Source organism: Pseudomonas sp. GW821-FHT09H03 (genome assembly GCF_059415945.1).
Map to the genome: position 1 here is coordinate 238152 of NZ_JBWKOF010000010.1, position 26013 is coordinate 264164.

At 59.6% G+C, this 26013-nt stretch carries 34 protein-coding genes; 11 read left to right on the top strand and 23 right to left on the bottom strand.

Annotated elements, in window-relative coordinates; all coding sequences use genetic code 11:
• Positions 1-22: 22 nt before the first annotated feature.
• The 4 genes from AC07OG_RS16715 to AC07OG_RS16730 form a co-directional block, all read right to left on the bottom strand.
• On the bottom strand, positions 23-526 hold the full coding sequence (locus AC07OG_RS16715) for a DUF4142 domain-containing protein (protein WP_495067534.1): 504 nt from the start codon (positions 524-526) through the stop codon (positions 23-25).
• 72 nt (positions 527-598) lie between these two features.
• Positions 599-757 carry a KGG domain-containing protein gene (locus AC07OG_RS16720; RefSeq protein WP_080995118.1) on the bottom strand — a complete coding sequence of 53 codons (159 nt, stop codon included), beginning with the start codon at positions 755-757 and terminating at the stop codon, positions 599-601.
• Between the two features lie 117 nt (positions 758-874).
• On the bottom strand, positions 875-2221 hold the full coding sequence (locus tag AC07OG_RS16725) for a sensor domain-containing protein (RefSeq protein ID WP_495067535.1): 1347 nt from the start codon (positions 2219-2221) through the stop codon (positions 875-877).
• Positions 2222-2321: 100 nt separating this feature from the next.
• A complete protein-coding gene (locus AC07OG_RS16730; protein WP_060540708.1) occupies positions 2322-2960 on the bottom strand; it encodes a LysE family translocator in 639 nt (212 codons plus the stop codon).
• Positions 2961-3159: 199 nt separating this feature from the next.
• On the opposite strand from AC07OG_RS16730, the gene AC07OG_RS16735 reads away from it, so the two are divergent.
• From AC07OG_RS16735 to AC07OG_RS16745, 3 genes are all read left to right on the top strand, one after another.
• On the top strand, positions 3160-3399 hold the full coding sequence (locus tag AC07OG_RS16735) for a CopG family ribbon-helix-helix protein (RefSeq protein ID WP_218425672.1): 240 nt from the start codon (positions 3160-3162) through the stop codon (positions 3397-3399).
• Positions 3389-3673 carry a type II toxin-antitoxin system RelE/ParE family toxin gene (locus AC07OG_RS16740; protein ID WP_082457495.1) on the top strand — a complete coding sequence of 95 codons (285 nt, stop codon included), beginning with the start codon at positions 3389-3391 and terminating at the stop codon, positions 3671-3673. The genes AC07OG_RS16735 and AC07OG_RS16740 overlap by 11 nt, the downstream gene beginning before the upstream one ends.
• Positions 3674-3805: 132 nt before the next feature.
• A complete protein-coding gene (locus AC07OG_RS16745) occupies positions 3806-4825 on the top strand; it encodes a DUF4917 family protein (RefSeq protein ID WP_495067536.1) in 1020 nt (339 codons plus the stop codon).
• A gap of 114 nt (positions 4826-4939) precedes the next feature.
• On the opposite strand, the gene AC07OG_RS16750 is transcribed toward AC07OG_RS16745, so the two are convergent.
• From AC07OG_RS16750 to AC07OG_RS16760, 3 genes are all read right to left on the bottom strand, one after another.
• Entirely contained in the window at positions 4940-5284 is a 345-nt protein-coding gene (locus tag AC07OG_RS16750; protein WP_495067537.1) for a YegP family protein, read from the bottom strand.
• A 185-nt stretch (positions 5285-5469) separates the two neighbouring features.
• Positions 5470-5775, bottom strand: a complete 306-nt coding sequence (locus AC07OG_RS16755) for a ribbon-helix-helix domain-containing protein (protein ID WP_060540713.1) — start codon at positions 5773-5775, stop codon at positions 5470-5472.
• Positions 5776-5789: 14 nt separating this feature from the next.
• The gene (locus AC07OG_RS16760) at positions 5790-6371 is read right to left on the bottom strand and encodes a DJ-1/PfpI family protein (protein WP_060540714.1); all 582 of its coding nucleotides are present in this window, start codon (positions 6369-6371) and stop codon (positions 5790-5792) included.
• A gap of 264 nt (positions 6372-6635) precedes the next feature.
• Here AC07OG_RS16760 and AC07OG_RS16765 point away from each other — a divergent pair, with 264 nt between their 5' ends.
• Positions 6636-7541 (top strand): DMT family transporter, encoded by a 906-nt coding sequence (locus tag AC07OG_RS16765; RefSeq protein WP_495067538.1) that lies wholly within the window; start codon positions 6636-6638, stop codon positions 7539-7541.
• A 59-nt stretch (positions 7542-7600) separates the two neighbouring features.
• Here AC07OG_RS16765 and AC07OG_RS16770 read toward each other — a convergent pair whose 3' ends face one another.
• The 4 genes from AC07OG_RS16770 to AC07OG_RS16785 form a co-directional block, all read right to left on the bottom strand.
• On the bottom strand, positions 7601-8815 hold the full coding sequence (locus AC07OG_RS16770; RefSeq protein WP_060540796.1) for a class I SAM-dependent methyltransferase: 1215 nt from the start codon (positions 8813-8815) through the stop codon (positions 7601-7603).
• Positions 8816-8947: 132 nt separating this feature from the next.
• A complete protein-coding gene (locus tag AC07OG_RS16775; RefSeq protein ID WP_060540716.1) occupies positions 8948-9310 on the bottom strand; it encodes a hypothetical protein in 363 nt (120 codons plus the stop codon).
• A gap of 2 nt (positions 9311-9312) precedes the next feature.
• Entirely contained in the window at positions 9313-9585 is a 273-nt protein-coding gene (locus AC07OG_RS16780; RefSeq protein WP_082457496.1) for an Ogr/Delta-like zinc finger protein, read from the bottom strand.
• Positions 9582-9776, bottom strand: coding sequence for a hypothetical protein (locus AC07OG_RS16785; protein ID WP_156465481.1), 195 nt, complete (start codon positions 9774-9776; stop codon positions 9582-9584). The genes AC07OG_RS16780 and AC07OG_RS16785 overlap by 4 nt, the downstream gene beginning before the upstream one ends.
• Before the next feature lie 109 nt (positions 9777-9885).
• On the opposite strand from AC07OG_RS16785, the gene AC07OG_RS16790 reads away from it, so the two are divergent.
• Positions 9886-10311 (top strand): helix-turn-helix domain-containing protein, encoded by a 426-nt coding sequence (locus tag AC07OG_RS16790; RefSeq protein ID WP_082457497.1) that lies wholly within the window; start codon positions 9886-9888, stop codon positions 10309-10311.
• Between the two features lie 23 nt (positions 10312-10334).
• On the opposite strand, the gene AC07OG_RS16795 is transcribed toward AC07OG_RS16790, so the two are convergent.
• From AC07OG_RS16795 to AC07OG_RS16820, 6 genes are all read right to left on the bottom strand, one after another.
• Positions 10335-10616: a phage holin family protein gene (locus tag AC07OG_RS16795; protein ID WP_330219610.1), complete on the bottom strand. Its 282-nt coding sequence runs from the start codon at positions 10614-10616 to the stop codon at positions 10335-10337.
• Positions 10613-10969, bottom strand: coding sequence for a putative holin (locus AC07OG_RS16800; RefSeq protein ID WP_060540717.1), 357 nt, complete (start codon positions 10967-10969; stop codon positions 10613-10615). Before AC07OG_RS16800 ends, AC07OG_RS16795 begins: the two co-directional genes overlap by 4 nt.
• Positions 10956-11252, bottom strand: a complete 297-nt coding sequence (locus AC07OG_RS16805) for a helix-turn-helix domain-containing protein (protein ID WP_060540718.1) — start codon at positions 11250-11252, stop codon at positions 10956-10958. The genes AC07OG_RS16800 and AC07OG_RS16805 overlap by 14 nt, the downstream gene beginning before the upstream one ends.
• A gap of 132 nt (positions 11253-11384) precedes the next feature.
• Positions 11385-12002 carry a TPM domain-containing protein gene (locus tag AC07OG_RS16810; protein ID WP_060540719.1) on the bottom strand — a complete coding sequence of 206 codons (618 nt, stop codon included), beginning with the start codon at positions 12000-12002 and terminating at the stop codon, positions 11385-11387.
• Between the two features lie 33 nt (positions 12003-12035).
• On the bottom strand, positions 12036-12791 hold the full coding sequence (locus AC07OG_RS16815) for a TPM domain-containing protein (protein WP_218425668.1): 756 nt from the start codon (positions 12789-12791) through the stop codon (positions 12036-12038).
• Positions 12792-12852: 61 nt separating this feature from the next.
• Entirely contained in the window at positions 12853-13458 is a 606-nt protein-coding gene (locus AC07OG_RS16820; protein WP_060540721.1) for a LemA family protein, read from the bottom strand.
• Between the two features lie 248 nt (positions 13459-13706).
• Here AC07OG_RS16820 and bglX point away from each other — a divergent pair, with 248 nt between their 5' ends.
• Positions 13707-15998: a beta-glucosidase BglX gene (bglX, locus tag AC07OG_RS16825; protein ID WP_060540722.1), complete on the top strand. Its 2292-nt coding sequence runs from the start codon at positions 13707-13709 to the stop codon at positions 15996-15998.
• 131 nt (positions 15999-16129) lie between these two features.
• Here bglX and AC07OG_RS16830 read toward each other — a convergent pair whose 3' ends face one another.
• From AC07OG_RS16830 to AC07OG_RS16850, 5 genes are all read right to left on the bottom strand, one after another.
• Complete coding sequence (locus tag AC07OG_RS16830; RefSeq protein WP_218425667.1) at positions 16130-17287, bottom strand: phospholipase D-like domain-containing protein; 1158 nt, start codon at positions 17285-17287, stop codon at positions 16130-16132.
• Position 17288: 1 nt separating this feature from the next.
• Complete coding sequence (locus AC07OG_RS16835) at positions 17289-17879, bottom strand: YceI family protein (RefSeq protein WP_495067539.1); 591 nt, start codon at positions 17877-17879, stop codon at positions 17289-17291.
• A gap of 168 nt (positions 17880-18047) precedes the next feature.
• The gene (locus AC07OG_RS16840) at positions 18048-18377 is read right to left on the bottom strand and encodes an amidase (protein WP_218425666.1); all 330 of its coding nucleotides are present in this window, start codon (positions 18375-18377) and stop codon (positions 18048-18050) included.
• Positions 18374-19468 carry a serine hydrolase domain-containing protein gene (locus AC07OG_RS16845; protein WP_495067540.1) on the bottom strand — a complete coding sequence of 365 codons (1095 nt, stop codon included), beginning with the start codon at positions 19466-19468 and terminating at the stop codon, positions 18374-18376. The genes AC07OG_RS16840 and AC07OG_RS16845 overlap by 4 nt, the downstream gene beginning before the upstream one ends.
• Positions 19469-19648: 180 nt before the next feature.
• Entirely contained in the window at positions 19649-20536 is an 888-nt protein-coding gene (locus AC07OG_RS16850; protein ID WP_495067541.1) for an acyl-CoA dehydrogenase, read from the bottom strand.
• A gap of 155 nt (positions 20537-20691) precedes the next feature.
• On the opposite strand from AC07OG_RS16850, the gene olsB reads away from it, so the two are divergent.
• Both olsB and AC07OG_RS16860 read left to right on the top strand, forming a co-directional pair.
• The gene (olsB, locus tag AC07OG_RS16855) at positions 20692-21447 is read left to right on the top strand and encodes an L-ornithine N(alpha)-acyltransferase (RefSeq protein WP_060540728.1); all 756 of its coding nucleotides are present in this window, start codon (positions 20692-20694) and stop codon (positions 21445-21447) included.
• A complete protein-coding gene (locus tag AC07OG_RS16860) occupies positions 21447-22238 on the top strand; it encodes a lysophospholipid acyltransferase family protein (protein WP_060540729.1) in 792 nt (263 codons plus the stop codon). The genes olsB and AC07OG_RS16860 overlap by 1 nt, the downstream gene beginning before the upstream one ends.
• A gap of 121 nt (positions 22239-22359) precedes the next feature.
• Here the strand turns inward: AC07OG_RS16860 and AC07OG_RS16865 are convergent, their stop codons facing one another.
• On the bottom strand, positions 22360-22938 hold the full coding sequence (locus tag AC07OG_RS16865) for an acyl carrier protein phosphodiesterase (RefSeq protein ID WP_495067542.1): 579 nt from the start codon (positions 22936-22938) through the stop codon (positions 22360-22362).
• A gap of 170 nt (positions 22939-23108) precedes the next feature.
• Here AC07OG_RS16865 and AC07OG_RS16870 point away from each other — a divergent pair, with 170 nt between their 5' ends.
• The 3 genes from AC07OG_RS16870 to AC07OG_RS16880 are packed head-to-tail and all read left to right on the top strand — an operon-like array spanning position 23109 to position 25692.
• The gene (locus AC07OG_RS16870; protein ID WP_060540731.1) at positions 23109-23411 is read left to right on the top strand and encodes an ArsR/SmtB family transcription factor; all 303 of its coding nucleotides are present in this window, start codon (positions 23109-23111) and stop codon (positions 23409-23411) included.
• A gap of 34 nt (positions 23412-23445) precedes the next feature.
• Positions 23446-24612 (top strand): MFS transporter, encoded by a 1167-nt coding sequence (locus AC07OG_RS16875; protein ID WP_218425662.1) that lies wholly within the window; start codon positions 23446-23448, stop codon positions 24610-24612.
• Between the two features lie 30 nt (positions 24613-24642).
• The gene (locus AC07OG_RS16880) at positions 24643-25692 is read left to right on the top strand and encodes an alkene reductase (RefSeq protein WP_060540733.1); all 1050 of its coding nucleotides are present in this window, start codon (positions 24643-24645) and stop codon (positions 25690-25692) included.
• Positions 25693-26013: the final 321 nt, after the last annotated feature.

Genomic DNA, 26013 nt, shown 5'->3' on the forward strand with positions numbered 1-26013 from the left:
CCCCCGGGCCACCCGCTGACGATCAGCGACTGGCCTGGAGTGCCTTGGCCATTTGCAGGTGATTTTGCAACTTTGGCAGGGTTTCCTCGGCAAAGGCTTTGATCTGCGGCACATCGGTGGTTTGCGCCGTTTGCTCAAACTGCTCGATGGCTTCCTGGGTGTTTTTGACCTGGCTGGCCGCATAGGCCTGATCGAAGTTCGAGCCTTCCATGACTTCGGGCATCAGGGTCTTGGCCTTTTCCACCACTTGTTCCCGTGGGGCCACCGGCAAATCCAGTTGTCTGGCGATTTTCGCCAGGTGCTGGTTGGCGGTGGTGCGGTCGTTGATGACGACAATGGTGTAGTCCTTCACTTCTTTGGATTCGGACTTCTGGTGCGCCAGGCGACTGGCTTCGATATCCGCGATGCCTTTGGCCGAGGCATCATCGATGAATTCGACGGGGGACTGGGCGAAGGCACTGCTGGCACACAGGCCCAGTAACGTGGCAAAACTGGTACATCGTATTCGGGTGGCCATCCGGTGCATGGTCGCGCCCTCCTCGAGTAAATTTAAACGGGAGCTTTCGCCCCCGCTTCTCAATCAAAACTACGTTCACCACTACTTGGATTTTTGGCCACCTTTGCGGCCCATATCGGGTTTCGCAGGCTCTTTATCGACAGTCGTGGTGGTAGTTTTCCCACCTTTGCGACCTGCTTCAGACGCCTTGGTTCGATCGTTGGCGAAATTTCCCGAGTTCGAGTTTCTTGAGTTAGGCATGATTCTCTTCCTCTTTTTGATGATCGCGGCGAACTTGCGCCCGCATAGAATCTGAATTTTCGCGATGCAAAAGGTTTAGAAAAATAGTTTCGCACCGCGACGAACGGCGACCTGGATTCAGAACCGTCGCAGGTGCTGTTCGCGTTTAGCGCTATACATGGCCTCGTCGGCGTGCCTGAACAGCTGCTTTTCTTCGGTGCCGTGATCGGGGTATCGGGCGACGCCGATACTCGGCTGGATATTCAGGCTGTGCCCGTCCAGCCGTAGGGGCTGGACCAGAACCTGACGGATTTTCCCGACCACGATGTCGGTATCGTCGGCGGCGTGAATGCTGTGCAGCAACACCACGAACTCATCGCCGCCAATGCGCGCCACGGTATCGGTTTCGCGTACGCAGCCCTTGAGCCGGTTGGCCACTGCTTGCAGCAGCAGGTCGCCGACCGCATGGCCGTGGGTATCGTTGACTTGCTTGAAGCGGTCGAGGTCGACGTACAGAAGCGCCATGCGCCCGCCGTTCTCCCGCGCCACTTCCAGCGAGGCATTGAGCCGGTCACGCAGCAGTTCGCGGTTGGGCAGTTGGGTCAGTTGGTCGTATTGCGCCATGTGCTGCAGACGCGCGTGTAATTGCTGGCGCTCGATCGCAGTGGCGACCTGGGCGCAAACATATTGCAGCAATTCTTTGTCCTGTTCGGTGTAGCGCTCGCCGCCCGGCATGCTTTTGACGATCAGCGCGCCGATGGTGCCGTTTTGCGAATTGAGCGGCACACCCAGCCAACAGGGTGATTCATGGCCGGTCACGATCATTTCGAATCCCACAGGCAATTGTTCCTGGTCCGGGGTCAGCAGGATCGGCTGGCCGCGCCGGATGACCTCGGCACACAGTCGCCCGGTGATGGACCCCGGGTGCTCCGGTTGTGGCTCGTGGTCATCGACGTGATAGGGGAAATTCAGCTGCGCGCAGTGCTCGTCATACAGCGCCACGGAAAAATTCAGTGCTGGCAGCCACTCACCGATGATCATGTGGATTCGTTTGAACAATGCCAGCAGATCCTCTGCCGCGTGGGCCGCTTCGGAAATCGCAAACAGCGCCACCTGCCTTGACTCGGCCTGCTTGCGCTCGGTGATGTCGCGGGCAACCGCAATGCGCAACTGATCGACTTCCGACCAGCGTGCGGACCAGAGGATGTGCACGACCCGACCATCCTTGCGCAGGTAGCGGTTCTCGAAATTGAACTTGGGCTCGCCACCCATGATTTCCCCAGCGGCGTCCAGGGTGCGCTGGCGATCGGCCGGGTGCACCAGCTCTATCATCGGCTGGCCCACCAGTTCGTCGGGGCTGTAACCGAAAATGCGTTCGCAGGCCGCACTGACAAAGACGAAGCGACCTTGTTTGTCCACCGCACAGACGGCGTCCAGCAGGAGGTCGATGTAGCTCGCCAGCGGCGCGGAGTTTCTGATTGCCATGGTGCAGTGAGCGATTCCGGACAGTACAGCGACCCAATCCATCCCTGACCGCGCAAACGCCCATGCGTTGACGGTTGCGCTGATGCATCCTGAATCAGCGTCAAGCCTTGTTGCTGACCAACCCCGGCAAGGCATGCACCAGGGCATTGATGGCGAAACCGATGAACATTATCCCGCACAGGCGGGTGATAGCCAATTCATGGCGTTGATACAAGGTGCGCACCTGCCGCGCCCCGACTATACCGATGAGAATAGCGTATGCCAAAAGGCCACCAATAAAACTCAGTACGATCAACCATGGCAACATCGACCAATGCAGCAGTTCCGCACGGCTGGACAGCAACGCGGTAAAGGTCGCCACTGCAACGGGATATGCCTTCGGGTTGGTCAGGCCGAACAGGATGCCGTGCCAGAACGGCTGCCGCGCCGGGCCTTGTGGCGTCTGGGCACTGCTGCGTCGTGCGCGCACTGCACGCAAGCCGAGCCAGAACAGATAGAGCCCGCTGAGCAGGCCAAGCACATCGAAGGCCGTGCTGCCGATTTCCCGCGCGCCAACGATTGCGATCAGCGCAGTGCTGCACCACACCACATCCCCCAGCAAATGCCCGCAGAGAAACCCCGCCCCGGCCCGCCGCCCGTGGGCTGCGCCAATCCCGAACACCGCCAGCACACCAGGTCCCGGGGTGATCCCGTAGATGAAGCCTGAGGCGAGTACGGCCATTAATAGCGACGGGGTCATGGGAACTCCTGTTCGGTTGACGGATGAATGGGCGCCAGTCTATCTCAGGTCTTCGGGTGGCGACTGCCAGGTCACCGAAAACTTCATCGGTGCAGCCACCAGTTCCGGGGCTGCTGGCCCAAACCCCGGACCAGCGGCTGACCGCACCAATTAATACGTTGTAGTATGTTGTATTACACACCACTACATCGAGATCATCATGTCCGTCATGTCCTTGCGCCTGCCAGACGAAATTGCCAATACGCTCGCCAGCCTCTCCAAAGCCACAGGCCGCAGCAAATCGTTTCTCGCCGTAGATGCATTACGTGAGTACCTGGCAAGGGAGGCCTGGCAAATCGAGGAATTACAGAAAGCATTGATCGAAGCCGATGAGGGAGATTTTGCGAGCGCCGAGGAGGTCAATGCCGTCGCTGAAAAGTGGACGACCAATGCGCGTTGAGTGGCTGCGTACCGCATTAAAAAACCTGGATGACGAAGCCGCTTGCATCTCGATGGAGAATCCCGGACCGGCCGCTGACTTTGTCCAGGCCGTTCTCGCCAGCGTCGATCACCTGGCTCGCTTTCCAGCAACGGGCCGCGAAGGGCGCATACCTGGAACTAGAGAATGGGCAATGCCCGACCGCCCCTATCTGATTCCCTATCGAGTCCGCCAAGGTCGGCTGCAAGTGCTGCGAATTTTTCATACCCGGCGCCTTCCACCCAGCGCTTGGTAAGCTCTGATCGTTATCCAGACATCAGAGCCATATCCCCTCCCCGCTCTTCGTCCCAAGCCGTGCCGTGGTCCCGGCACCGGCTCGTGATAAAGTCGCCGCCCATGGACCTTTTGCTGTGAGACGAAAAACGCAATGACCGATTTCCAGGATGTCGATGCCCAACTTGAAGACTGGAACGCCTTGCGCAGCAGCGCGTCGTTCAGCGGCTTGCTGGTGGGTAACGGCGCCAGCCGCGCAGTGTGGGACGACTTCGGCTACGACTCGCTGTTCGAGAACGCTCGCACGGTCGAAGAAAAGCCCCTGAGCCAATCCGAACTGAGCGTGTTCGATGCGCTGCAGACACGCAGTTTCGAGCAGGTCCTCGGTGCGCTGAAAACCACCAGCAGGGTCAACAAGGCCCTGGCTGTCAGCTCTGCGGCTCCACGCAATCGCTATTACGCGATCAAGGAAGCGCTAATCAACACTGTGCATGCAGTGCACATCCCGTGGCGGTTGGTAGTGCCTTTGACGCTGGCGACGATCAATCAGGAACTGGGCCAATATCGCACGGTGTTTACCACCAACTACGACCTGCTCAACTACTGGGCGGTGCAGCACTGGCCCGAGGCGATCACCGACCTGTTCCAGGGTGCCGAACCGGGTTTTGACCTGAGCGCCACCGCCACCGACAAAACCCGCCTGCTGTATCTGCATGGTGGTCTGCACCTGGTGCGCAATCAGGACGGCACGGCGCGCAAGCTGCTGTCGACCGAGGGCACGCTGCTGGGTAGCTTCGCCATCAACAACACGATCAAGACCCTCGACGACGTGCCATTGTTCGTCAATGAGGGCCCGAGTGCCGACAAGCTCAAGACCATTCGCAGTTCGGATTACCTGTCGTTCTGCTACGACCAGTTACTTGGCCACGGTGACGGCTTGTGCATCTTCGGCCATGCGCTGGGCGAACAGGACAGTCACATCATCCATGCCTTGCGCATGGCGAAACCGCAGCTCGTCGCGATCTCGATTTATCCGCGCAGCAAGGCGTTCATCCAGCACCAGAAGCGGCATTACGCGAAGGTGTTTGAGGGGACCGGGATCGAGTTGCGGTTCTTTGATTCGAAGACCCATGTGCTGGGTAGCCCGAAACTGACGGTCCCGGTCGAAGTGTAGTGCTGCGGGGTCCGCTACCAACTTCGTTACCCCGAGTGTACCGGGCGCCCTTGTGGGAGCGAGCAGGCTCGCTCCCACAAGGGTGTGTATGGGATATGAGCTGTGGGCGTGGGGTCAGAGCACCGGCAGCGTCTTGTCCTTGATCACCTTGCTCGGTCCGTTGGCCTTCACACTGGCTATGCCTTTGTCCATGGCCGCTTCTGAGGAGTAGGCCTCGCTGCTGCCGATGATCTCGTGGTTGCCGGCCTTGAGATTGAAATAAGGATGGCCGTCCTTGGTGGTTTTTTTCTCGTAGCGTTCTTCCAGCGAGCTGTTGGCCTGGACCGAGACAATGCCTTTGTCGGCGGCAGCGCGGCTGGTGTACAGCTCGCTGGTCAGAATGGTTTCGGCGTTTGCGGCCTTGAGGACAAACCTGAACTGGCCACTGCTGCTTTTACTCACTTCATACCATCCGGACATACTCTTACTCCTGGGCGATTGAGAAGTTGCGCGCTTGAGAGTAAAGACCAGGCCAGGATTTTTGTCGCCTGTACCGGCCTCTTCGTGGGCAAGTCGAATCGTCGCACCGCCGCTCCCACAGGTTCGATGTGATCCCCCGATTCGACTAGCCCGCGAAGAGGCCGGTACAGACCACACAAACTTGTCTACTTCGCCGCTGCGCGAACCACCGAAAGCCCAGGTGCCTGCCCCCGCCGCTGACTCAAATAGCGCGTACAACTCACCCGTAGAAACGAGGCGAAGTTCACCACCTCACCGCGATAATCCATCACCTCTTCATACAACCTGGCGATCAACTGGTTGGTGCTCATGCCGTCGACCTCGGCGATTTCGCTGAGGATGTCCCAGAACTGATTCTCCAGGCGCAGGGTGGTGACCACCCCGCGGATGCGTAGCGAGCGAGAGCGCGATTCGTAGAGGATCGGGTCGGCTTTGACGTACAGCTCGCACATGGACAGATCCCTCGTTACAGCGTGATTTTGGTGCCCAGCAACCCGAGGAAGCCGGCTAGCCAGTTCGGGTGCGCAGGCCAGGCCGGTGCCGTGGCCAGATTGCCCTGAACATGGCCGTCCGTCACCGGGATGTCGATAAACGTCCCGCCCGCCAGACGAACTTCCGGTGCGCAGGCCGGATAGGCGCTGCATTCGCGGCCTTCCAGAATCCCCGCCGCCGCGAGCAATTGCGCGCCATGGCATACGGCGGCTATCGGCTTGCCGGCCTTGTCGAACTCACGCACCAGTTCCAGGACCTTTTCGTTGAGTCGCAGGTACTCGGGCGCACGACCACCCGGGATCAGCACGGCGTCGTAGTCGGCGGACTTGACCTTGGCAAAGTCGAAGTTCAGGGCAAACAGGTGACCGGGCTTTTCGCTGTAGGTCTGGTCGCCTTCGAAGTCATGGATCGCTGTGCGCACGGTCTGGCCAGCGGTTTTGTCCGGGCACACGGCGTGCACCGTATGGCCGACCATCAACAGTGCCTGGAACGGTACCATCACTTCATAGTCTTCAACGTAATCGCCGACCAGCATGAGAATTTTTTTCGCCGCCATGGGGAGGACTCCTCTGGGAATTGCGTGGGCTTCAAGAGTACTCAAGGTAGTCCTTATCCGGCGGGGTGGGTAACAACCGGCTACTACCTGATGGACCGCGTTATCGTTCTTCGCGGGCAAGCCACGCTCCCACAGGTTTTGCGCCAGCCATAGGAACGGTAGCCTCAAACTGTACGGATATTTCTGTAGCCAGCTGTACGCGCCAAAGCCCCGGGTTTATGGCTAGATGACGACATCTCTCCCCCTGCGATTCTGGTTGCCATCATGTCCTCGCGCGAAAACACCGGCATGGCCCTCGGCCTGCTTGGTGTGGTGATCTTCAGCCTCACCCTGCCCTTCACGCGGATTGTCGTGCAGGAAATCCATCCATTACTCAATGGCCTGGGCCGGGCGCTGTTCGCTGCATTCCCGGCAGCGCTGCTATTGCTGTGGCGACGGGAAAAATGGCCCACATGGAAGCAGATCAAGGGCCTGACCCTGGTGATTGCCGGGGTGATACTCGGCTTCCCGGTGTTGTCAGCCTGGGCCATGCAAACCTTGCCGGCTTCCCATGGTGCACTGGTCAATGGATTGCAGCCGCTGTGCGTGGCGCTGTATGCCGCCTGGTTGTCCCACGAACGTCCATCGAAAGCCTTCTGGGCCTGCGCCGCCCTCGGCAGTGCACTGGTACTTGGCTATGCGCTGATCAGCGGTGCCGGCAGCATTCAAGCCGGTGATTTGCTAATGCTCGGTGCCATTGCGGTGGGCGGCCTTGGCTATGCCGAAGGCGGTCGGCTGGCCAGGGAAATGGGCGGCTGGCAGGTAATCTGCTGGGCGCTGGTACTGTCGACTCCACTGCTGATCGGACCCGTGGTGTATCTGGCCCTGCAACATCAGGGCGAAATTTCCAACAGGACCTGGTGGGCCTTTGGTTACGTCTCGCTGTTTTCACAGTTCATTGGTTTCTTCGCCTGGTATGCCGGGCTGGCCATGGGCGGCATTGCCCGGGTCAGTCAGATCCAGTTGCTGCAGATCTTCTTCACCATTGCCTTTTCAGCGTTGTTCTTTGGCGAACACGTCGAGCCGATTACCTGGCTGTTTGCTGGCGGGGTGATTGTGACGGTGATGCTTGGGCGCAAGACGGCGGTCAAACCCCATGTGGGAGTGAGCCTGCTCGCGAAGGGGCCATAACATTCAACATTTATGCTGAATGTGCCGCCACCATCGCGAGCAGGCTCGCTCCCACAAAATCACAGGTAACCGTCAGAACGCAGCAGGGTTTCCAGGCAGTGCTCGCTGATGTGGTAGAACGCCTTCAACTGCTCAATCTTCACCAGCAGCTGAGCCGGGTCCACTGGCTCGGCGCGCTTGACCGCCAGGATCATCTTGTTCTTGTTGGTGTGATCGAGCGAGATGAACTCGAACACCTTGGTCTCATAGCCGCACGCTTCGAGGAACAATGCACGCAAACTGTCAGTGACCATCTCCGCCTGCTGCCCCAGGTGCAAACCGTATTGCAGCATGGGCTTGAGCAACGCCGGGCTCTGTATCTGCAGGCGAATCTGTTTGTGGCAGCACGGTGAACACATGATGATCGAAGCGCCGGAACGAATGCCGGTGTGAATCGCGTAATCGGTGGCAATATCGCAGGCGTGCAGGGCGATCATCACTTCCAGCTCGCTGGGTGCCACGCTGCGCACGTCGCCACACTTGAACACCAACCCTGGATGCTCAAGCCTGGCGGCGGCACCATTACAGAGAGTGACCATATCTTCACGCAGCTCGACACCGGTCACTTCACCCTCGGCTTTCAGGGTATTGCGCAGGTAGTCGTGAATGGCGAAAGTCAGGTAACCCTTGCCTGAACCGAAGTCCGCCACGCGTACCGGTTTGTCCAGCGCCAGGGGCGACGAGGTCAGCGCATGGCTGAAGACTTCGATGAACTTGTTGATCTGTTTCCATTTGCGCGACATGGCCGGGATCAGCTCATGCTGCTTGTTGGTCACGCCAAGGTCAGCCAGAAACGGCCGGGTCAGGTCGAGAAAGCGGTTTTTCTCGCGGTTATGTTCGGCTGACGGCACCTCACGCAATTGCTGGGGTTTGCTCTTGAATAGCGATGACTTGCCCTTTTTGCTGTATTCGAGCTGGGCTTCATCGGTCAGCGCCAGTAAATGCGCATTTTTGAACGACGCTGGCAACAGCGCGGCAATGCTCGCCACACCTTCGGCCAGTGCCAGGTTCTTGGTGATGTCGCGGGTCTTGTAGCGGTAGACGAAAGACAGGCAGGGCTGCGCCTTGACGATCACCGGCTTGATGATGATCCGCTGCAGATCCGCTTCATCACCGACGTATTTGGCCAGCACCAGTTTAATGAAGGCCTGTTGCTCAAGGCTCGACTGCAGCAGGCCGATGAACTGGCTGTGGTGATCCGGCGCGAGGCTGGCGGGTGTGGCGATAACGGACATGGAGAAACGGCCTCGGGCAATGCGCATCAGGAATTGCCGGGTATTTTAGGCTGGACGGGAGTTTTGGGCACGGGGATATTTTTGGGCAGGTCCTGGCGCCTCTGGCCAAGACCTGAGAAAGGCGCTGAAACCTCACTGCTCTACCAGTCGAAGTTTGCGATTGCTCGGCGAGTTGATCACGTATTTGACGATCAAACCGACTGGCACCGCCCAGGTAAGTCCGTTGACCGGATCCGTCACCACGGCAACGGTTTCAGAGCTCGCGGCGACGTCCAGACGCCGACGGTCATTGCTTGACTTGAGAACTCCATAGGCATGGCTGACCAGCCTTTCCGCGACATGCAGGGGTACATCGACACTCTGCAAATGCTTTACGGCACGACAGAACAACACCTGGTCATCGAGCAGAGCGTCGCTCTCGTGACGAGCCAGAAATGTCTGAGCCATGGCCAGCATGTCCTCGTTCATCTCCAGACCTTCATCGACCTCCATCATGTTCACGACTCCTGTTGCGTATCAGTCGATGACTCGCTGACAGGCCGGGCGGCACGTCGCAAGTCTGGCCCGGCGCAGGGTAAATGCACGGCCGGGTTGGGCATTCCACTGGGAGACAGTTCATGGGTCATTTCGAACTCGGCGCGCACCGACCAGCCGCAAGGCTCCGACGTGCATTGCAAATAGGCCACCCGAAGAAAAATATGGCGACCTTCGCTGGTTCGAATACGCATCCGGCTCAGGCAGTGCGGACACACCATTTTGTAAGTGCTCATGCCGGGTGCCTGCGGGTGATCTGGTGGTAATCGACATTATCAAACGCAATACTGCTTGACGCGTTGATCGACAGGGTCAGCCCTTGCGAATGACGCTTGCCGGACAAGCGCAAGTGCAATGGGCAGAGAGCTGTCAGGCAAGAACCAAACTCGTAGGAAATCACCCTGCTACCATTAGGAAGTTTCAACATCGTATTCTTCTGACTCATAGTTGATGATTGATTACTCATAAGAAAAAAAGTACTCATTACGCATACGTTAGGCACTCAAAAAGCATATGTCAAAAGGAAGAGGCTCAAATTGCGTAGCAAAAAATCACAAGCTGTCTTGGCGCGTTTAAAGCAAATTACTGGCACAAAAAGCGACGCATCTTTATCCTCTGCGCTACAGATCAGCCCACAGACCCTCAGTAGCTGGAAAGGTCGGGATAGCACGCCATACTCATTATGCGTAGACATTGCGCAAGCGCGTGGCGTTTCTCTTGACTGGCTGCTACTCGGTGAAGGCCCTGTTTTGCGCCCTGTTGCTGCCCAGTCAGTCGAGGACAGTCAGGAAAGTGCAACTCGAGAAAACACAATTCTCGCGATGTGGCGATTGCTCGATGAAGACGATCGCTGTGCCATTCAAAATGTTCTGGAGGAAAAACGGCGCTTGCGTGACATGGAGCGGCAACTGTCAGAAATGGCATCAATTCTGTCGACACTTAAACAGTCGAAAGAAATATGAAGTCATATTTAAACTGAATTCCGTTACTTCGGGGCACGCCACAGCACAGCAATGTTTCCGTCATTTCGAATAATCAGTACGCACAACAAAATGCTCACTACTGAATGCCATGGACTTACCGGCACAGATGTCAGAAGTACATCCATGCCGGCAACACAAAAAAGTCCTCCGCACAGGCTGGTCAGCAACCTGTCCCGCCAACAATGACGCAATTCGTCGCGCTGATAACAGGCCAACCTGAACGCACTCAACAAGTGAGCAATAGCCGTGATGAAGACAAGTGCAAACGCTTGATTGCCCATCATCCTCGCCCTCTCAAATGTCGAATGATGTCACCCAGGGCGGCACCGTCCATCCATTGCATCAGCTTGATGCTGATGGGAATAACCACCAGCGCACAGAGAAATGCCGTTACCCCTGCCGTCAGGAATGGAGCCAGCGGCTGAGCGACGGGAGTGAAGAGGTAACCTACGCTCGCCGACATCAACCAGGAGCCGATACGCTGCCACGCCTTGAAATTGCTACGGGTTGTGGTTACCAACCACGCCCCGAGCGATGCACCGAACAGGACCTCGCCATCAATCGAGGGTAATGTCGCGATACCCAGCCCCAACAAGAGACCGCTGATACTGTTGTAGGCCGAATCAGTCAGGCTCATCGGTACCTCGCGATTCCGTGAGATCCACGCTTATGGCTCCCGACTCGATGGCTTTGAGCAACGCCGCGCTGCGAGACCTGACGGCGAATTTGCGACGGATATTGGAGAAATGGAAATTGACCGTGGACTCCGAGCAGTTCTGAATCCGGGCAATCTCCCAGGAAGTTTTGCCCTTGGAACACCACATCAAGGTTTGTGTCTCTTTTGCGGTCAGCTGCGCCGGCAGCGTGTCCGCATTGCCGGGGGCATCATCTGAAGCGTCGATTGTTTGATGCTTTGACATAGGCTATCCCTCTCGTCAGAACGCCCGTAGCAGAGCGTTCGCTGTTGGAGAGAGATGTTGCAGACAAGCCCGAGCCCGGACAATCGGCGGGGGTTGTCCCGGCGAATGCTACAAAAGATTCGCTGAAATTGCCTACCCAAGCACTACCAGGCGATTGGGCAACTCGTTGCGCGCGTGCGTGACCGGCACATGCACCTTGAGCAACTCGCCGCATGCCTCGATGCAGCTGACAAAGCCCTGCAATGTCTGGCCCTGGCGCACTTGCCGGGTGAACGCCGCGACGATTTCGTCCCAGTTTTTGTTGTCCAGGCGACTGGAGATGCCCTCATCCACCAGAATTTCCACATAGCGCTCGGCTTCACAGACGAAAATCAGCATGCCAGTGCTGCCTTTCGTATGGTGCAGGTTCTGCTCGAGGAATTGCCGACGCGCGAGATTGGAAGCGCGCCAGTGACGCACCGAACGCGGGACAAGATGGGTGGTGATTTTCGGCAAGCGAAACACCAGGCACAGCACGATGAAGCTGACCCACTGCACCAGCAGCAAGCTGTGCAGGGTCAGCCAGCCCGTCAGGTAATGCACGACACCGGGCACTACCAGCGCCAGGAGGCTGGCCCACAGCAGCGGGATGTACGCATAGTCGTCGGCCCGGGCCGCCAGTACGGTCACCAGTTCCGCGTCGGTATCGCGCTCGACCCGGGTGATGGCCTCGGCCACTTTGCGTTGCTCGTGTTCAGTGAGTAATGCCATGTCTTGAAAATGCCTGTGCGCTATTGTTTTTCATCACCAGCCGCCCGACGAACCACCGCCCCCGAAACTGCCCCCGCCACCACTGAAACCACCGCCTCCCCCGCCGCCACCGAAACCTCCACCACCAAACCCGCCGCCGGAACCACCGGAACCGCCGCGGCCGGCAGGAAGAATACCGAGCATCTGGCCAACAAAAACGGTCAGGATGAACAGCAGCAGCAAAAACACGAACAGACCGGGATGGCGTGAAATGAAATCGTCACCTGGATCACCGCTGGACTCGTAGACAGTCGACGGCTCATCCAGGGAGTTGCCACCCAATACCACCAGCATCGCCGCCACCCCGTCGCTGATGCCTTTGCCGTATTGACCTGCCTTGAATGCCGGGGTGATGACCTGATGGATGATCACTGAACTCTGGGCATCGGTCAGGCGATCTTCCAGGCCATAACCGACCTCGATGCGCAATTTTCGCTCGTCACGGGCAATGATCAGCAGTGCGCCGTTGTTCTTGTCCTTCTGCCCGATGCCCCAGTGCCGGCCGAGTTGATAACCGAAGTCGGCGATGTCGCTACCTTGCAAGTCCGGCACCGTGACCACCACCAGTTGCTCACCGGTGGCCGCTTCATGGGCCTGTAACTGTTGAGTCAGCTGCTCGCGCACCGATGGCTCGATCATTTGGGCGTTGTCCACCACTCGCCCGGTCAGCGCCGGGAAGACCAGCTCGGCCCGGGCCGCCAGGGTAAATGCCCAGAGCAACAGCACCAGGCCTATCTTCAACGCTCGCATTGGCAACCTCGTCTGTGCACTGGTTTCGCCCCCTGCGGCAGCTCCTTGATTAGCTGTTGGTTCAGAATTTGACCTCAGGGGCCTTTTCCGAACCCGGGGTGGCCTCGAAGGTTTCGCGCACCGGCAGGTTGCTGTACATCACGCTGTGCCACAGGCGGCCGGGGAATGTGCGAATCTCGGTGTTGTACTTCTGCACCGCCAGGATGAAATCGCGCCGGGCAACACTGATGCGGTTTTCGGTACCTTCAAGCTGCGATTGCAGGGCGAGGAAGTTCTGGTTGGCCTTGAGGTCCGGGTAACGCTCGGACACCACCATCAATCGACTCAAGGCGCCGCTGAGCTGATCCTGGGCCTGCTGGTACTGCTTGAGCTTTTCCGGGTTATCCAGGGTCGAGGCGTCCACCTGGATCGAAGTGGCCTTGGCCCTGGCCTCGATCACGGCAGTCAGGGTTTCCTTCTCATGGGCGGCGTAGCCCTTGACGGTTTCCACCAGGTTGGGAATAAGGTCGGCGCGACGCTGATACTGATTCTGTACCTGACCCCAGGCGGCCTTGGCCTGCTCATCGAGCGTCGGGATGTTGTTGATGCCGCAGGCGCTCAGAAACGTGGCCAGCATCAGCAACGCAGCAACTTGCAGGCTCGACCGGTAGGACTTTCGTAGATTCATCTGAGTGACGCTCCTTTGCTTGTTTCATGGAAAAACCAACCGGCGACCCTCTCGACCGGCTCTTGGGGCATAATCGGCCGCGCCTCTGGATTGCAACGGGCCAATGGGCTAAAAAGAGGCCCTGCGTGAAAACGCCTGCGGGTTTCGGCTGTCGTTTTTTCAAGCAGCACCCGAACAACAATAGTCGCTCCCTAAATTTTGGCTGGCCGGCGTGTGTATCGCCGTTTGAGCCCTTGAGAAAAACATTCATGAAGAAGCTGTGTTTGCTGGGCCTGCTTGTCAGCCTGGCCAGTCATAACGTATTGGCCGCTACGACGCCCGCACCCCTGGAAAACAAGGACGCCTTCGTCAGCAACCTGATGAAGCAAATGACCCTCGATGAAAAAATCGGCCAGTTGCGCCTGATCAGCATCGGCCCGGAAATGCCCCGGGAGATGATCCGCAAGGAAATCGCGGCGGGCAACATCGGCGGCACATTCAACTCGATCACCCGCCCGGAAAACCGTCCGATGCAGGACGCGGCCATGCGCAGCCGCCTGAAGATCCCGATGTTCTTCGCCTACGACGTGATCCACGGCCACCGCACCATTTTCCCGATCCCGCTGGCCCTGGCGTCGAGCTGGGACATGGACGCCATTGGCCTGTCCGGGCGCATCGCCGCCAAAGAAGCCGCGGCCGACAGCCTCGACATCACCTTCGCGCCCATGGTCGACATCTCCCGTGACCCACGTTGGGGCCGTACCTCCGAAGGCTTCGGTGAAGACACCTACCTGGTGTCGCGTATTGCCGGCGTGATGGTCAAGGCCTTCCAGGGCAGCGGCGCAAACGCAGCCGACAGCATCATGGCCAGCGTCAAGCACTTTGCCTTGTACGGCGCGGTCGAGGGCGGGCGCGACTACAACGTGGTCGACATGAGCCCGGTCAAGATGTACCAGGACTACCTGCCGCCGTACCGCGCCGCCATCGACGCCGGTGCCGGCGGTGTGATGGTCGCGTTGAACTCGGTCAATGGCGTGCCTGCCACGGCTAACACCTGGCTGATGAACGACCTGTTGCGCAAGGATTGGGGCTTCAAGGGCCTGGCCGTCAGCGACCACGGCGCGATTTTCGAACTGATCAAGCATGGCGTCGCCGCCGATGGTCGTGAAGCGGCGAAGCTGGCGATCAAGGCCGGCATCCACATGAGCATGAACGACACCCTGTACGGCAAGGAATTGCCGGGGTTGCTCAAGGCTGGCGAGATCCAGCAGAGCGACATCGATAATGCCGTGCGTGCGGTATTGGACGCCAAGTACGACATGGGCCTGTTCAAGGACCCGTACCTGCGCATCGGCAAGGCCGAGGATGATCCGGTCGACACTTACGCCGACAGCCGCCTGCATCGCGCCGAGGCCCGGGATGTTGCACGCCGCAGCCTGGTATTGCTGAAAAACCAGAACGAAACCCTGCCACTGAAGAAAAACGCGAAAATCGCCCTGGTCGGCCCGCTGGCCAAGGCACCGATCGACATGATGGGCAGTTGGGCCGCCGCCGGTCGTCCTGCGCAATCGGTGACCCTGTTCGACGGCATGACCAACGCCTTGGGCGACAAATCGACACTGATCTACGCCCGTGGCGCCAACATCACCAGCGACCCGAAAATCCTCGGTTACCTGAACTTCCTCAACTTCGACGCCCCGGAAGTAGTGGATGACCCGCGTCCGGCGAACGTGCTGATCGACGAAGCGGTGAAAGCCGCCAAGGATGCCGATGTGGTGGTGGCTGCTGTCGGCGAATCCCGTGGCATGTCCCACGAGTCGTCGAGCCGCACCGACCTGAACATCCCGCAAAACCAGCGCGAGCTGATCCGCGCCCTGAAGGCCACCGGCAAACCGCTGGTACTGGTGCTGATGAACGGCCGTCCGCTGTCGATCCTCGAAGAGAAGGAACAGGCTGACGCGATCCTGGAAACCTGGTTCAGCGGCACCGAAGGCGGCAACGCCATCGCCGATGTCCTGTTCGGCGACTACAACCCGTCAGGCAAGCTGCCGATCACCTTCCCGCGTTCGGTGGGGCAGATTCCGACCTACTACAACCACCTGAGCATTGGCCGGCCGTTCACGCCGGGCAAACCGGGCAACTACACCTCGCAGTATTTCGATGACACCACCGGCCCGCTGTTTCCGTTCGGCTACGGCCTGAGCTACACCGACTTCAGCCTGAGCGGCATGGCCTTGTCGTCGACCACCCTGAACAAGACCGGCAAACTCGACGCCAGCGTTACGGTGAAAAACACCGGCAAGCGTGACGGCGAGACCGTGGTGCAACTGTACATCCAGGACGTGACCGGTTCGATGATCCGTCCGATCAAGGAACTGAAGAACTTCCAGAAAGTGATGATCAAGGCCGGCGAACAGAAAGTCGTGCACTTCACCATCACCGAAGATGACCTGAAGTTCTACAACACCCAGCTCAAGTACGGCGCGGAGCCGGGCAAGTTCAACGTGCAGATCGGCCTGGATTCCCAGGACGTGACGCAGCAGAGTTTTGAGCTGCTGTAATCAATCAAACACCGCTAAAACCTGTGGGAGCGGGCTTGCTCGCGAAGACGGCCTGACAGTCAACTAAGATGTTGAATGTCAGGCCGTCTTCGCGAGCAAGCCCGCTCCCACATTGGTTTTCGGGGTACCCGCTAGCCGCGCCGATCCAGCAGATTGACCACCAGCCGATCCACCCACCCCCACATCCGCTGCTTGACCCGCCGCCACAATGGCCGGCGTTGCCATGCCTCCAGGCTGACTTGCTGACTCAAGGCAAAGTCCCGTTCGAAGCTTGCCGCCACCGCCCGGGTCAACCCGGGGTCCAGTGCCTCCAGATTGGCCTCCAGGTTGAAACGCAGATTCCAGTGATCGAAATTGCACGAACCAATGCTGACCCAATCATCGATCAGGACCATTTTCAAATGCAGGAAACACGGCTGGTATTCGAAGATCTGCACGCCGGCTTTAAGCAGTCGTGGGTAATAACGATGCCCGGCGTAGCGCACTGACGGATGATCGGTGCGCGGCCCGGTCAGCAGCAGGCGCACGTCGACACCACGGGAAGCGGCCCGGCGCAATGAGCGCCGAACCTTCCAGGTCGGCAGGAAATACGGTGTGGCCAGCCAGATTCGTTGCTGGCCGCTGTTCAGCGCGCGAATCAATGATTGCAGGATGTCCCGGTGCTGGCGGGCATCGGCATAGGCCACCCGGCCCATGCCCTCACCCGCCGACGGCACTCGTGGCAGACGCGGCAAGCCGAAATGCGACGCCGGTTTCCACGCGCGGCGATGGCGGTTGGCGATCCACTGCCGGTCGAACAACAACTGCCAGTCGAGGACCAGCGGGCCGGTGATTTCCACCATCACCTCATGCCATTCGCTGACCTCTTCACCGGGCGTCCAGAACTCATCGGTGACGCCGGTGCCGCCGACCACGGCCAGGCGCTGATCCACCAGCAACAGCTTGCGGTGATCGCGATAGAAATTGCCCAGCCAACGCCGCCAGTTCAGACGATTATAGAAACGCAGCTCCACCCCGGCGGCCGTCAGGCGCTGGCGCAGGGCCAGGGTGAAGGCCAGGCTGCCGTAATCATCGAACAGGCAGCGCACCCGCACCCCACGCTCGGCGGCCTGCACCAGCGCCTGCACCATGGCTTCGGCGCAGGCACCGGCCTCCACCAGATACAATTCCAGCTCGACCTGCTCCTGGGCCCGGGCAATCTCCACCAGCATGCGCGGAAAGAACTGCGGGCCATCGATCAGCAGTTCGAAATGGTTGCCTTCACGCCATGGAAAGATTGCTCCGGCCATGTCAGCGCGCCGTGAAAATCAGTACCGCACCCACCGGTACCGACAGACTGATGGCCGACAAACCGGCGACCTTGCGCAACGTTTCCAGGCCTGGCGCCAAGTCGAAGTCTTCGGCGTTGATCACCAGAGGTTCGAGCGTCACCACCTGAAAACGTCGGTCATCGAGGCGGGTCGCCAACAGTTCGGCGCGATACTCATGTTGCTTGCCGTGCAGGTTGACGGTCAGCGGCAGGCGCAATTCCAGCTGCGCGCCGGGGGCGAGGTCGTTGATCGGGCGCAGGTCGATCTGCGTGGTCACCAGCGCCTCGGGGAAAGTCTGGATCTCGAACAGCTCCTTGCGCATACGCTCATCGCGCAACGGAATGCCGCTGTTGATCGAGTCCAGTTCGACCTCTACCTCGGCCTTGCCGTCGGGATCGACTTTGCCGTGCAACACCAGAAAGCGCTGCACTTCTGAGATATTGGCGTTTTTGGTACTGACGAACGACAGTCGTGAGGATTCGCCGTCCAGGTACCAGTTGGCCTGCGCCGACAAAGACGCGCCGGTCAATAGCAGGACGGAGAGGGTTTTGATGATGGACCGCTTGAACATAAAGACTCATTGGGACAGATAAACCTGTGCTGAACCTTAACTGCCCACAGCGCTATTGCAAACCGAAGATAAAAAGTTCGCAGACTTCGACAGCTCCTACAGGGATCAGTGCCGCTGCACACGTTCCAGCATGAACTGCTGCAGGCTGCGATTTTTTGATCTTGCTTTTCAAGGCAACAATCGGCACCCCTGTCGCTCACCCATCCACTGTGCGCTATTGCTGCGGCCCATGCCGCTGACTGTGATGCGCTTGCCGGCAGGGTCATCGATAAAACCACTGGTGGGAAGCCACTGCTTTACATAGCTGTGGCAGTAGCCGGCGTCGTTACCCATCACATATCGGCACGAGCAGTATTCCTTGGCTGTGTAAGCGCTGATGATGTCGGGGAATGCCCACAGCGCCACCCGTTCGTGCCAGATCCAGCCGAGCAAGGCGATCAGCAAGATCAGTAAAAACGTGCTGAACGGATGGCGACGAACAAAAACCTGCCGGCTCATGGCTGCACCTTCCCGGCAAAGGCCTTGAGCGCGAGCTTGAGCAATTCGTTGTGCCTGTAGCTGCCGTCGCGATCATCGCCGTAGCGCACGATCACCAGCTTCTCGCCGGGTATCACGTACATGGCCTGCCCCCAATGACCCAGCGCGGCAAACGTATCCGCAGGGGCGTCTGGCCAGGGTTGTGACGCGCCACCCACGGCGCGGTTGAGCCACCAGTGACCGCCTGGCACTGCCTCATCCTGCCCTGGCTGAAACCGGGCGAAAGGCTCACGGTTGAACGCAACCCAGTCCCTGGGCAGCAATTGGCGATCGCCCCAGCGTCCGTCACGGGCCATCAACAAACCGATTCGCGCCAGATCCCGGGCGGTGAGGTAGGCATAGGACGATGCGACGAACGTGCCCGTGGCATCGGTTTCCCAGACTGCATGACGAATCCCCAGGGGTTCGAACAAGGCCGTCCATGGATAATCCGCATAGCGACTCGGGCCAACCATGTTTTTCAACGCCGCTGCCAACAGATTGCTGTCACCGCTGGAGTAACGAAACGCATGGCCCGGCGCCGAATATTGTCCATGGTCAGCGGTGAACGCGGCCATGTCCCCACGGCCACGGGTGTAGAGCATGGCGACCACCGAAGATTTCAACGGTGCGTATTCATAGTCTTCCTGCCAGTCCAGTCCCGAGGCCCAGTGCAGCAGGTCGGCGATGCTCATGTCCGGGTGTTTTTTCAGTGGCGGGTAGAATCTGGCCGCCGGGTCCTGAAGCTTGAACAGCCCTTCGCCATAAGCCACACCCAGGAGCGTAGCCATCAGGCTTTTGCTGATCGACCAGGTCAGGTGCGGGGTGTCGGCGTTGGTCGGGCCAGCGTAGCGTTCGTAGATCAACTGGCCATCGCGAACCACCAGCAAGGCGTCGGTACGGATGCCTTCGCGGGTGGCCTCGCTGCGGGGTGGGAAGGCATAGGTTTCCAGAGCTTGCAGCGCCGGCCCGGTGATGGTCGGGCCAGTCGGCCATTGCTCGGCGGGCCAGTTTTCGGCACTTGCCGGAAGACTGAGCAGCAACATGCAAATCAGGGACAAGCCGTTAGGCATGGAGGGGGCTCTTTGGCAATGACCTGCTGAGCCTAGTCGAGGTTGATGACAGTTCCGGGGTTTGTATTACCTGACAGATAGCTATCGCGAGCAGGCTCGCTCCCACAGGGTTCTTGGGTGGACAGGATATTGTCTACGACTCAAAACCTGTGGGAGCGAGCTTGCTCGCGATGGGGCCAGTCAATCCACAGCTGATCCAGCAAGAGCCTTGGCCAAACGCTTGCCCCGCGCCCCTGCTGCCAAATCCATCACCGCCTGATCACGCTGCCACATCGCCGCCCATTGCGGCGGTCCATCGGCCAATGCCTCGTTCACTTCAGCCTTGAGTGCGTCGAATTGCGCAAACAACCCGCCCAGCAATACATGCCCGACCACATTGTTCGGGGCCTGGCGGCTGGCTTCCGCACACCCGCCCAGCAACGCCAGCAAACGCAACTGCAGGTTTTGCGGCCAGTCGCAATCCTGTCCGACGCCGAACAGCCATGCGCTCATCGCGCTCAACACATAAACGTCTTCCAGGGTGCGGAACGGTTTGACGTAAGCATCCCAGCCATCCCCCGCGAGCAATTCACACAGTGCGTTATCCAGAAACAGGCGGCCATGGCTGATGTCGGGCATCAACGGGATCGCCGGGAGTTTTTCCACTCGCGCGCCCGGCTCATCGGGATAGATCAGCGCCAGACTCAGGCGCGGCTCCTGGCCGGGCTCTTCACTGCGAGCGGCGATCAACAGCCAGTCGGCGGCATCGCCAGCGGTGACGAAATCCTTGCGCCCGCTCAGGCGCAAGCCCGTCAGCCGGGTTTGCATGTCTGCCGGACGCAGGCTGCGCTGCTCGGTCGCACATAACGCGCCCAGGCTCGCCGGCGCGCTCGGCCAGAGCATGCGCAGCGCAGCTTGATAGCCCACCAGAAACGCCAGCCCCGGCGTCGCCATCAGCCGTCCGCCAGCCACCGCCAACTCGAACGGCGTGACCGTACCCAATTGTTGTAGCAACGTCGCGAAACCTTCGGCCAGGTCGGGGTTGGCGGGCAAGCGTTCACGGCGTTTGAGCAGGGTTTGCCAGGGCATAAGGGACTCCTTGTGAGCTGTCATATAAGCATCACCAAAGCTTAATGGCGATGACACCGGGGCTACATAGCCTGACCTTGCACAACACGGCTAGACAATGAAAGTCGATTCGCTGTAGCCCAAAGACGGGTGAGCAGCCTGCACGGAGATTCGTCATGACTCAAATCGCCCGTATCAGCGACACTGGCAACCAACGCCGCCTGCAAGCCGAACGCTTGGTCGGGCCCGAGGCATTGCAGCAAGCCCAGGCCTTGCGCTTCAACGTGTTCAGCGGCGAATTCAACGCCAGGCTCAAGGGTGCTGAACTGGGTCTGGACATGGATGACTATGACGCTCACTGCGCACACATCGGTGTACGCGACTTGAACACCGGACACCTGGTGGCGACCACCCGCTTGCTCGATCATAGCGCCGCGAGCAGCCTGGGCAAGTTCTATAGCGAAGAAGAATTCAGCCTGCACGGTTTGGTGCACCTGCAAGGCCCGATCCTGGAGATCGGCCGCACCTGCGTCGACCCGGCCTACCGCAATGGCGGCACCATCGCCGTGCTCTGGGGTGAACTGGCCGAAGTGCTGAATGAGGGCGGCTACAGCTATCTGATGGGTTGCGCGAGCATCCCGATGCAGGATGGCGGCGTGCAGGCCCACGCGATCATGCAGCGCCTGCGCGAACGCTACCTGTGCACCGAGCACCTGCGGGCCGAGCCGAAAAATCCACTGCCGACCCTCGATATCCCTTCCAACGTAATCGCCGAGATGCCGCCGCTGCTCAAGGCTTACATGCGCCTGGGCGCAAAAATCTGCGGAGAACCATGCTGGGACGAAGACTTCCAGGTCGCCGACGTGTTCATCCTGCTCAAGCGTGACGAACTCTGCCCGCGTTATGCCAAGCACTTCAAGGCGGCTGTGTAATGAGCCGGTTACGGGTGTACGCGCGGATCGCGCGAGTGCTGCTGGTGGTCGGACTGGGCCTGAGCATGGCCTGCGTGTTCGGCTTGTTCGAGCGCCTGGGAATGGCTCATGCGATGGAGCGTCGTCAGCGCTGGTCGCGTTTTTTCATGGCGCGCCTGAGCAATGCCCTGCCCTTTGACGTAACTGTTCAGGGTGAACTGCCAACGACACCCATGCTCTGGGTCAGCAACCACGTCTCCTGGACCGACATCCCGCTGCTGGGCATGCTCACGCCGCTGTCGTTCCTGTCCAAGGCCGAAGTGCGCACCTGGCCGGTGGCCGGCTGGCTGGCGGCCAAGGCTGGCAGCCTGTTTATCCGGCGCGGGTCGGGCGACAGCCAGTTGATCCGCAAGCAGATGACCCGCCATCTGGAACAGGCTCACCCGCTGCTGATGTTCCCGGAAGGCACCACCACCGATGGCCGGTCATTGCGTACCTTTCACGGTCGCCTGCTGTCTGCCGCCATCGACTCCGAGGTGGCACTGCAGCCGGTGGCGATTCGTTATGTGCGTGACGGTGAGCCCGATACGCTGGCACCGTTCATTGGCGATGATGATCTGCTCTCGCACCTGATGCGTCTGTTTGCCAATGAGCGCGGCGACGTGGAGATTCATCTGCTCAAGCCGATCGATTGCCAGGGCCGGGAACGGGCGGCGCTGGCGTTCGAGGCGCAGCAGGCGGTGCAGAAGGTGTTGTTCGGTGAAATTGTCGAACCGCAACGAGCACCGATGCGCCCCGCCATCGCCGCATAAACACATAGCCCCCCCTGTAGGAGCGAGCATGCTCGCGATGGTCGTTAACGATAACGCGGGAGCCTGATTCCCCGCGGTGTACTTGAGTCCATCGCGAGCATGCTCGCTCCTACAGGGAGGGCTATGTTGCTGGATAGTTCTGCGCAAAATCTTGAAGCTGCGGGTAGAACAAGCTGAAATCCTCGCTCAACGGTTCATACAACACGCGCAATTCCTGCATCGCACCCGCCAGCTCTTCCGGCCGGGTCAATCGCCGCGAAATCCCGCGCAGCACCTGCTCCAACACCTCGAATTGCTGATACGACCCCAACCAATCGTTGGCCACCATATGCGGCGCGATCTTCGCCAGACGCTCCGGCAACTGCCGTTCGCTGGACAGCGCCCGGTAAACGTCCGCGGTGAACAGCGGCAATGGCCGGTCGGCATACAGCGCCCAGTCCCGGGCCAGGCAATGGTCGAAAAACACGTCGAGCACAATCCCGGCGTAACGTCGGCGTGTGAGGGAAAAACGTGACAGCGCGATGTCCACCAACGGATGGCTGTCGGTAAATACATCGATGCTGCGATGCAACTGGATAGCCGCTTCGATCTCTGGATCGAATTGCCCCTGCAGTCGCCCCTTGACGAAATCGCCATACAAGCTGCCAAGCAACTGCCCGGGACGCTGGCCACCAAGGTGAAGATGTGCGAGATAGTTCATGGGCGCAGCTTAGCACTGCCCCCTTGCATTGTTACACTCAACATATCGTTATAACTCGATATAGCGAATTATGAGCTGGTCAGAGCCAAATCATATTTGTATATCGCGAAATACCGATTTAAAGTTCGCTTCATCGCGATATAGCGTTTCACTCATCACGAGCCCACACCATGACCATCAATCTCGACGAAATAATAAAAGCCCTGGCACACCCGGTACGGCGAGAAATCCTGCACTGGCTCAAGGACCCGACCGTCGAATTTCCCGACCAGTCTCACAGCAACGAGCACGGCGTTTGCGCCGGGCAGATCGATCAACGCTGCGGTTTGTCGCAGTCCACGGTGTCCGCACACCTGGCCACCCTGCAACGTGCCGGCCTGATCAGCAGCCGCAAAGTCGGCCAGTGGCATTTTTTCAAACGCAATGAGGAAACCATTCAGGAATTCCTCAAAACCTTCAGTAATGAGCTCTGACCCTTAACGTCAGCCAGCCAACAGGAATTTAAACATGCCCCTCTCGCTACTCATCCTGGCCTTGAGCGCCTTCGCCATCGGCACCACCGAGTTCGTCATCATGGGCTTGCTGCCCAACGTGGCGGCCGATCTCGGTGTGTCGATCCCCGGCGCCGGCTGGCTGGTGACCGGTTACGCCCTGGGCGTGGCCATCGGTGCGCCGTTCATGGCCCTGGCCACCGCCCGGTTGCCGCGCAAGGCCGCCCTGGTGGCGTTGATGGGGATTTTCATCATCGGCAACCTGCTCTGTGCCGTCGCCGGCGACTACAACGTGCTGATGTTCGCCCGGGTAGTGACAGCCCTGTGCCATGGCGCGTTCTTCGGTATCGGCTCGGTGGTGGCCGCCGGCCTGGTGCCAGCCAACAAACGCGCATCGGCCGTGGCGCTGATGTTCACCGGCCTGACCCTGGCCAATGTCCTTGGCGTGCCACTGGGTACTGCCCTGGGTCAGGAAGCCGGCTGGCGCTCGACCTTCTGGGCCGTCACCGTGATCGGCGTGATCGCACTGATTGGCCTGATCCGTTTCCTGCCGGCCAAGCGCGATGAAGAAAAGCTCGACATGCGCGCCGAACTGGCCGCACTCAAGGGCGCCGGAATCTGGCTGTCATTGAGCATGACGGCACTGTTCGCCGCCTCGGTATTCACCCTGTTCACCTACGTCGCGCCGCTATTGGGCGAAGTCACCGGCGTCTCGCCCCGTGGCGTGACCTGGACCCTGATGCTGATCGGCCTGGGCTTGACGGTCGGCAACATCATCGGCGGCAAGCTGGCGGACAAAGGCATGGCCGCGACGCTGATCGGTGTCTTCATCGCCATGGCCGTGGTTTCTACCGTACTGACCTGGACCAGCGTCGCCGTGATTCCGACGGAAATTACCCTATTCCTCTGGGCCACCGCCTGTTTCGCCGCCGTACCGGCACTGCAAGTGAACGTGGTGACCTTCGGCAAGGCCGCTCCGAACCTGGTGTCGACCCTGAACATCGGCGCTTTCAACGTCGGCAATGCGCTGGGTGCCTGGGTCGGCGGCAGCGTGATCGCCCACGGATTCGGCCTGACCAGCGTGCCACTGGCCGCAGCCGCACTGGCGGTACTCGCCCTGCTGGTGACCCTGATTACTTTCCGCCAGAGCGGCAATCCCGAGCTGGCACCTGCTACCAACTGATTGACCATTACCTCACGAGGGTTGTATTGCATGACGACTATTTTCGATCCAATCAAACTGGGCGACCTTGAGTTGGCCAACCGCATCATCATGGCCCCGTTGACCCGCTGCCGCGCCGACGAAGGTCGCGTACCGAACGCGCTGATGGCCGAGTACTACGTGCAGCGGGCCTCCGCTGGCCTGATCCTCAGCGAAGCCACCTCGGTCACGCCGATGGGCGTCGGCTACCCGGACACCCCGGGCATCTGGTCCAATGATCAAGTACGCGGCTGGGCCAACGTCACCAAGGCGATCCACGGCGCCGGCGGCAAGATCTTCCTGCAGCTGTGGCACGTCGGCCGGGTTTCCCACGACTCGTACCTGAACGGCGAAAAACCGGTCGCCCCAAGTGCCATCCAGCCTAAAGGCCACGTCAGCCTGGTTCGCCCATTGGCCGACTACCCGACCCCACGCGCCCTGGAGACGGCGGAAATCGCCGACATCGTCGACGCGTACCGCACCGGTGCCGAGAACGCCAAGGCTGCCGGTTTTGATGGCGTGGAAATCCATGGCGCCAACGGCTATCTGCTTGATCAGTTCCTGCAAAGCAGCACCAACCAGCGTACCGACAACTACGGAGGCTCCCTGGAAAACCGTGCACGCCTGTTGCTGGAAGTGACCGACGCAGCCATCGAAGTCTGGGGCGCCGGCCGCGTGGGTGTGCACCTGGCACCGCGCGCCGACTCCCATGACATGGGCGATGACAACCTGGCCGAAACCTTCACCTACGTGGCCCGTGAACTGGGCAAACGCGGCATCGCGTTTATCTGCTCCAGGGAAAAAGAAGGTGCCGACAGCCTCGGCCCACAACTGAAGGAAGCCTTCGGCGGCCCCTACATCGCCAACGAACGTTTCACCAAGGACAGCGCCAACGCCTGGCTGGCCAGCGGCAAGGCCGATGCAGTCGCCTTCGGCGTCCCCTTCATCGCCAACCCGGACCTGCCGGCTCGCCTGAAGGCCGACGCACCGCTGAACGACGCACGTCCGGAACTGTTCTACGCCAAGGGCCCGGTTGGTTACATCGACTATCCGACGCTGTAAAGACTGGGCAGGCTCGAACTGCAGGAGCGAGCATGCTCGCGAAGTACTGAAGAGCGCCGCGGGGTACCCGCTATCCCGCGTTATCGCTACCGACCATCGTCGGAACGCTGCCCGGAGTCTGCTCGCTCCTACGGTTGTACGCAAAAACGCAAAAGCCCCGATTCGAAAGAACCGGGGCTTTTTCATGCACGCGACGCAAAAACCGCACAAACAAAAACGCCGCTCTATGAGCGGCGTTTTTGTGAAATTGGAGCGGGAAACGAGACTCGAACTCGCGACCCCGACCTTGGCAAGGTCGTGCTCTACCAACTGAGCTATTCC

Coding starts and splice junctions, on each gene's coding strand:
- AC07OG_RS16715 (WP_495067534.1), bottom strand. CDS start 526: ATGCACCGGATGGCCACCCGAATACGATGTACCAGTTTTGCCACGTTA.
- AC07OG_RS16720 (WP_080995118.1), bottom strand. CDS start 757: ATGCCTAACTCAAGAAACTCGAACTCGGGAAATTTCGCCAACGATCGA.
- AC07OG_RS16725 (WP_495067535.1), bottom strand. CDS start 2,221: ATGGCAATCAGAAACTCCGCGCCGCTGGCGAGCTACATCGACCTCCTG.
- AC07OG_RS16730 (WP_060540708.1), bottom strand. CDS start 2,960: ATGACCCCGTCGCTATTAATGGCCGTACTCGCCTCAGGCTTCATCTAC.
- AC07OG_RS16735 (WP_218425672.1), top strand. CDS start 3,160: ATGTCCGTCATGTCCTTGCGCCTGCCAGACGAAATTGCCAATACGCTC.
- AC07OG_RS16740 (WP_082457495.1), top strand. CDS start 3,389: ATGCGCGTTGAGTGGCTGCGTACCGCATTAAAAAACCTGGATGACGAA.
- AC07OG_RS16745 (WP_495067536.1), top strand. CDS start 3,806: ATGACCGATTTCCAGGATGTCGATGCCCAACTTGAAGACTGGAACGCC.
- AC07OG_RS16750 (WP_495067537.1), bottom strand. CDS start 5,284: ATGTCCGGATGGTATGAAGTGAGTAAAAGCAGCAGTGGCCAGTTCAGG.
- AC07OG_RS16755 (WP_060540713.1), bottom strand. CDS start 5,775: ATGTGCGAGCTGTACGTCAAAGCCGACCCGATCCTCTACGAATCGCGC.
- AC07OG_RS16760 (WP_060540714.1), bottom strand. CDS start 6,371: ATGGCGGCGAAAAAAATTCTCATGCTGGTCGGCGATTACGTTGAAGAC.
- AC07OG_RS16765 (WP_495067538.1), top strand. CDS start 6,636: ATGTCCTCGCGCGAAAACACCGGCATGGCCCTCGGCCTGCTTGGTGTG.
- AC07OG_RS16770 (WP_060540796.1), bottom strand. CDS start 8,815: ATGTCCGTTATCGCCACACCCGCCAGCCTCGCGCCGGATCACCACAGC.
- AC07OG_RS16775 (WP_060540716.1), bottom strand. CDS start 9,310: ATGATGGAGGTCGATGAAGGTCTGGAGATGAACGAGGACATGCTGGCC.
- AC07OG_RS16780 (WP_082457496.1), bottom strand. CDS start 9,585: ATGAGCACTTACAAAATGGTGTGTCCGCACTGCCTGAGCCGGATGCGT.
- AC07OG_RS16785 (WP_156465481.1), bottom strand. CDS start 9,776: ATGTTGAAACTTCCTAATGGTAGCAGGGTGATTTCCTACGAGTTTGGT.
- AC07OG_RS16795 (WP_330219610.1), bottom strand. CDS start 10,616: ATGATGGGCAATCAAGCGTTTGCACTTGTCTTCATCACGGCTATTGCT.
- AC07OG_RS16800 (WP_060540717.1), bottom strand. CDS start 10,969: ATGAGCCTGACTGATTCGGCCTACAACAGTATCAGCGGTCTCTTGTTG.
- AC07OG_RS16805 (WP_060540718.1), bottom strand. CDS start 11,252: ATGTCAAAGCATCAAACAATCGACGCTTCAGATGATGCCCCCGGCAAT.
- AC07OG_RS16810 (WP_060540719.1), bottom strand. CDS start 12,002: ATGGCATTACTCACTGAACACGAGCAACGCAAAGTGGCCGAGGCCATC.
- AC07OG_RS16815 (WP_218425668.1), bottom strand. CDS start 12,791: ATGCGAGCGTTGAAGATAGGCCTGGTGCTGTTGCTCTGGGCATTTACC.
- AC07OG_RS16820 (WP_060540721.1), bottom strand. CDS start 13,458: ATGAATCTACGAAAGTCCTACCGGTCGAGCCTGCAAGTTGCTGCGTTG.
- bglX (WP_060540722.1), top strand. CDS start 13,707: ATGAAGAAGCTGTGTTTGCTGGGCCTGCTTGTCAGCCTGGCCAGTCAT.
- AC07OG_RS16830 (WP_218425667.1), bottom strand. CDS start 17,287: ATGGCCGGAGCAATCTTTCCATGGCGTGAAGGCAACCATTTCGAACTG.
- AC07OG_RS16835 (WP_495067539.1), bottom strand. CDS start 17,879: ATGTTCAAGCGGTCCATCATCAAAACCCTCTCCGTCCTGCTATTGACC.
- AC07OG_RS16840 (WP_218425666.1), bottom strand. CDS start 18,377: ATGAGCCGGCAGGTTTTTGTTCGTCGCCATCCGTTCAGCACGTTTTTA.
- AC07OG_RS16845 (WP_495067540.1), bottom strand. CDS start 19,468: ATGCCTAACGGCTTGTCCCTGATTTGCATGTTGCTGCTCAGTCTTCCG.
- AC07OG_RS16850 (WP_495067541.1), bottom strand. CDS start 20,536: ATGCCCTGGCAAACCCTGCTCAAACGCCGTGAACGCTTGCCCGCCAAC.
- olsB (WP_060540728.1), top strand. CDS start 20,692: ATGACTCAAATCGCCCGTATCAGCGACACTGGCAACCAACGCCGCCTG.
- AC07OG_RS16860 (WP_060540729.1), top strand. CDS start 21,447: ATGAGCCGGTTACGGGTGTACGCGCGGATCGCGCGAGTGCTGCTGGTG.
- AC07OG_RS16865 (WP_495067542.1), bottom strand. CDS start 22,938: ATGAACTATCTCGCACATCTTCACCTTGGTGGCCAGCGTCCCGGGCAG.
- AC07OG_RS16870 (WP_060540731.1), top strand. CDS start 23,109: ATGACCATCAATCTCGACGAAATAATAAAAGCCCTGGCACACCCGGTA.
- AC07OG_RS16875 (WP_218425662.1), top strand. CDS start 23,446: ATGCCCCTCTCGCTACTCATCCTGGCCTTGAGCGCCTTCGCCATCGGC.
- AC07OG_RS16880 (WP_060540733.1), top strand. CDS start 24,643: ATGACGACTATTTTCGATCCAATCAAACTGGGCGACCTTGAGTTGGCC.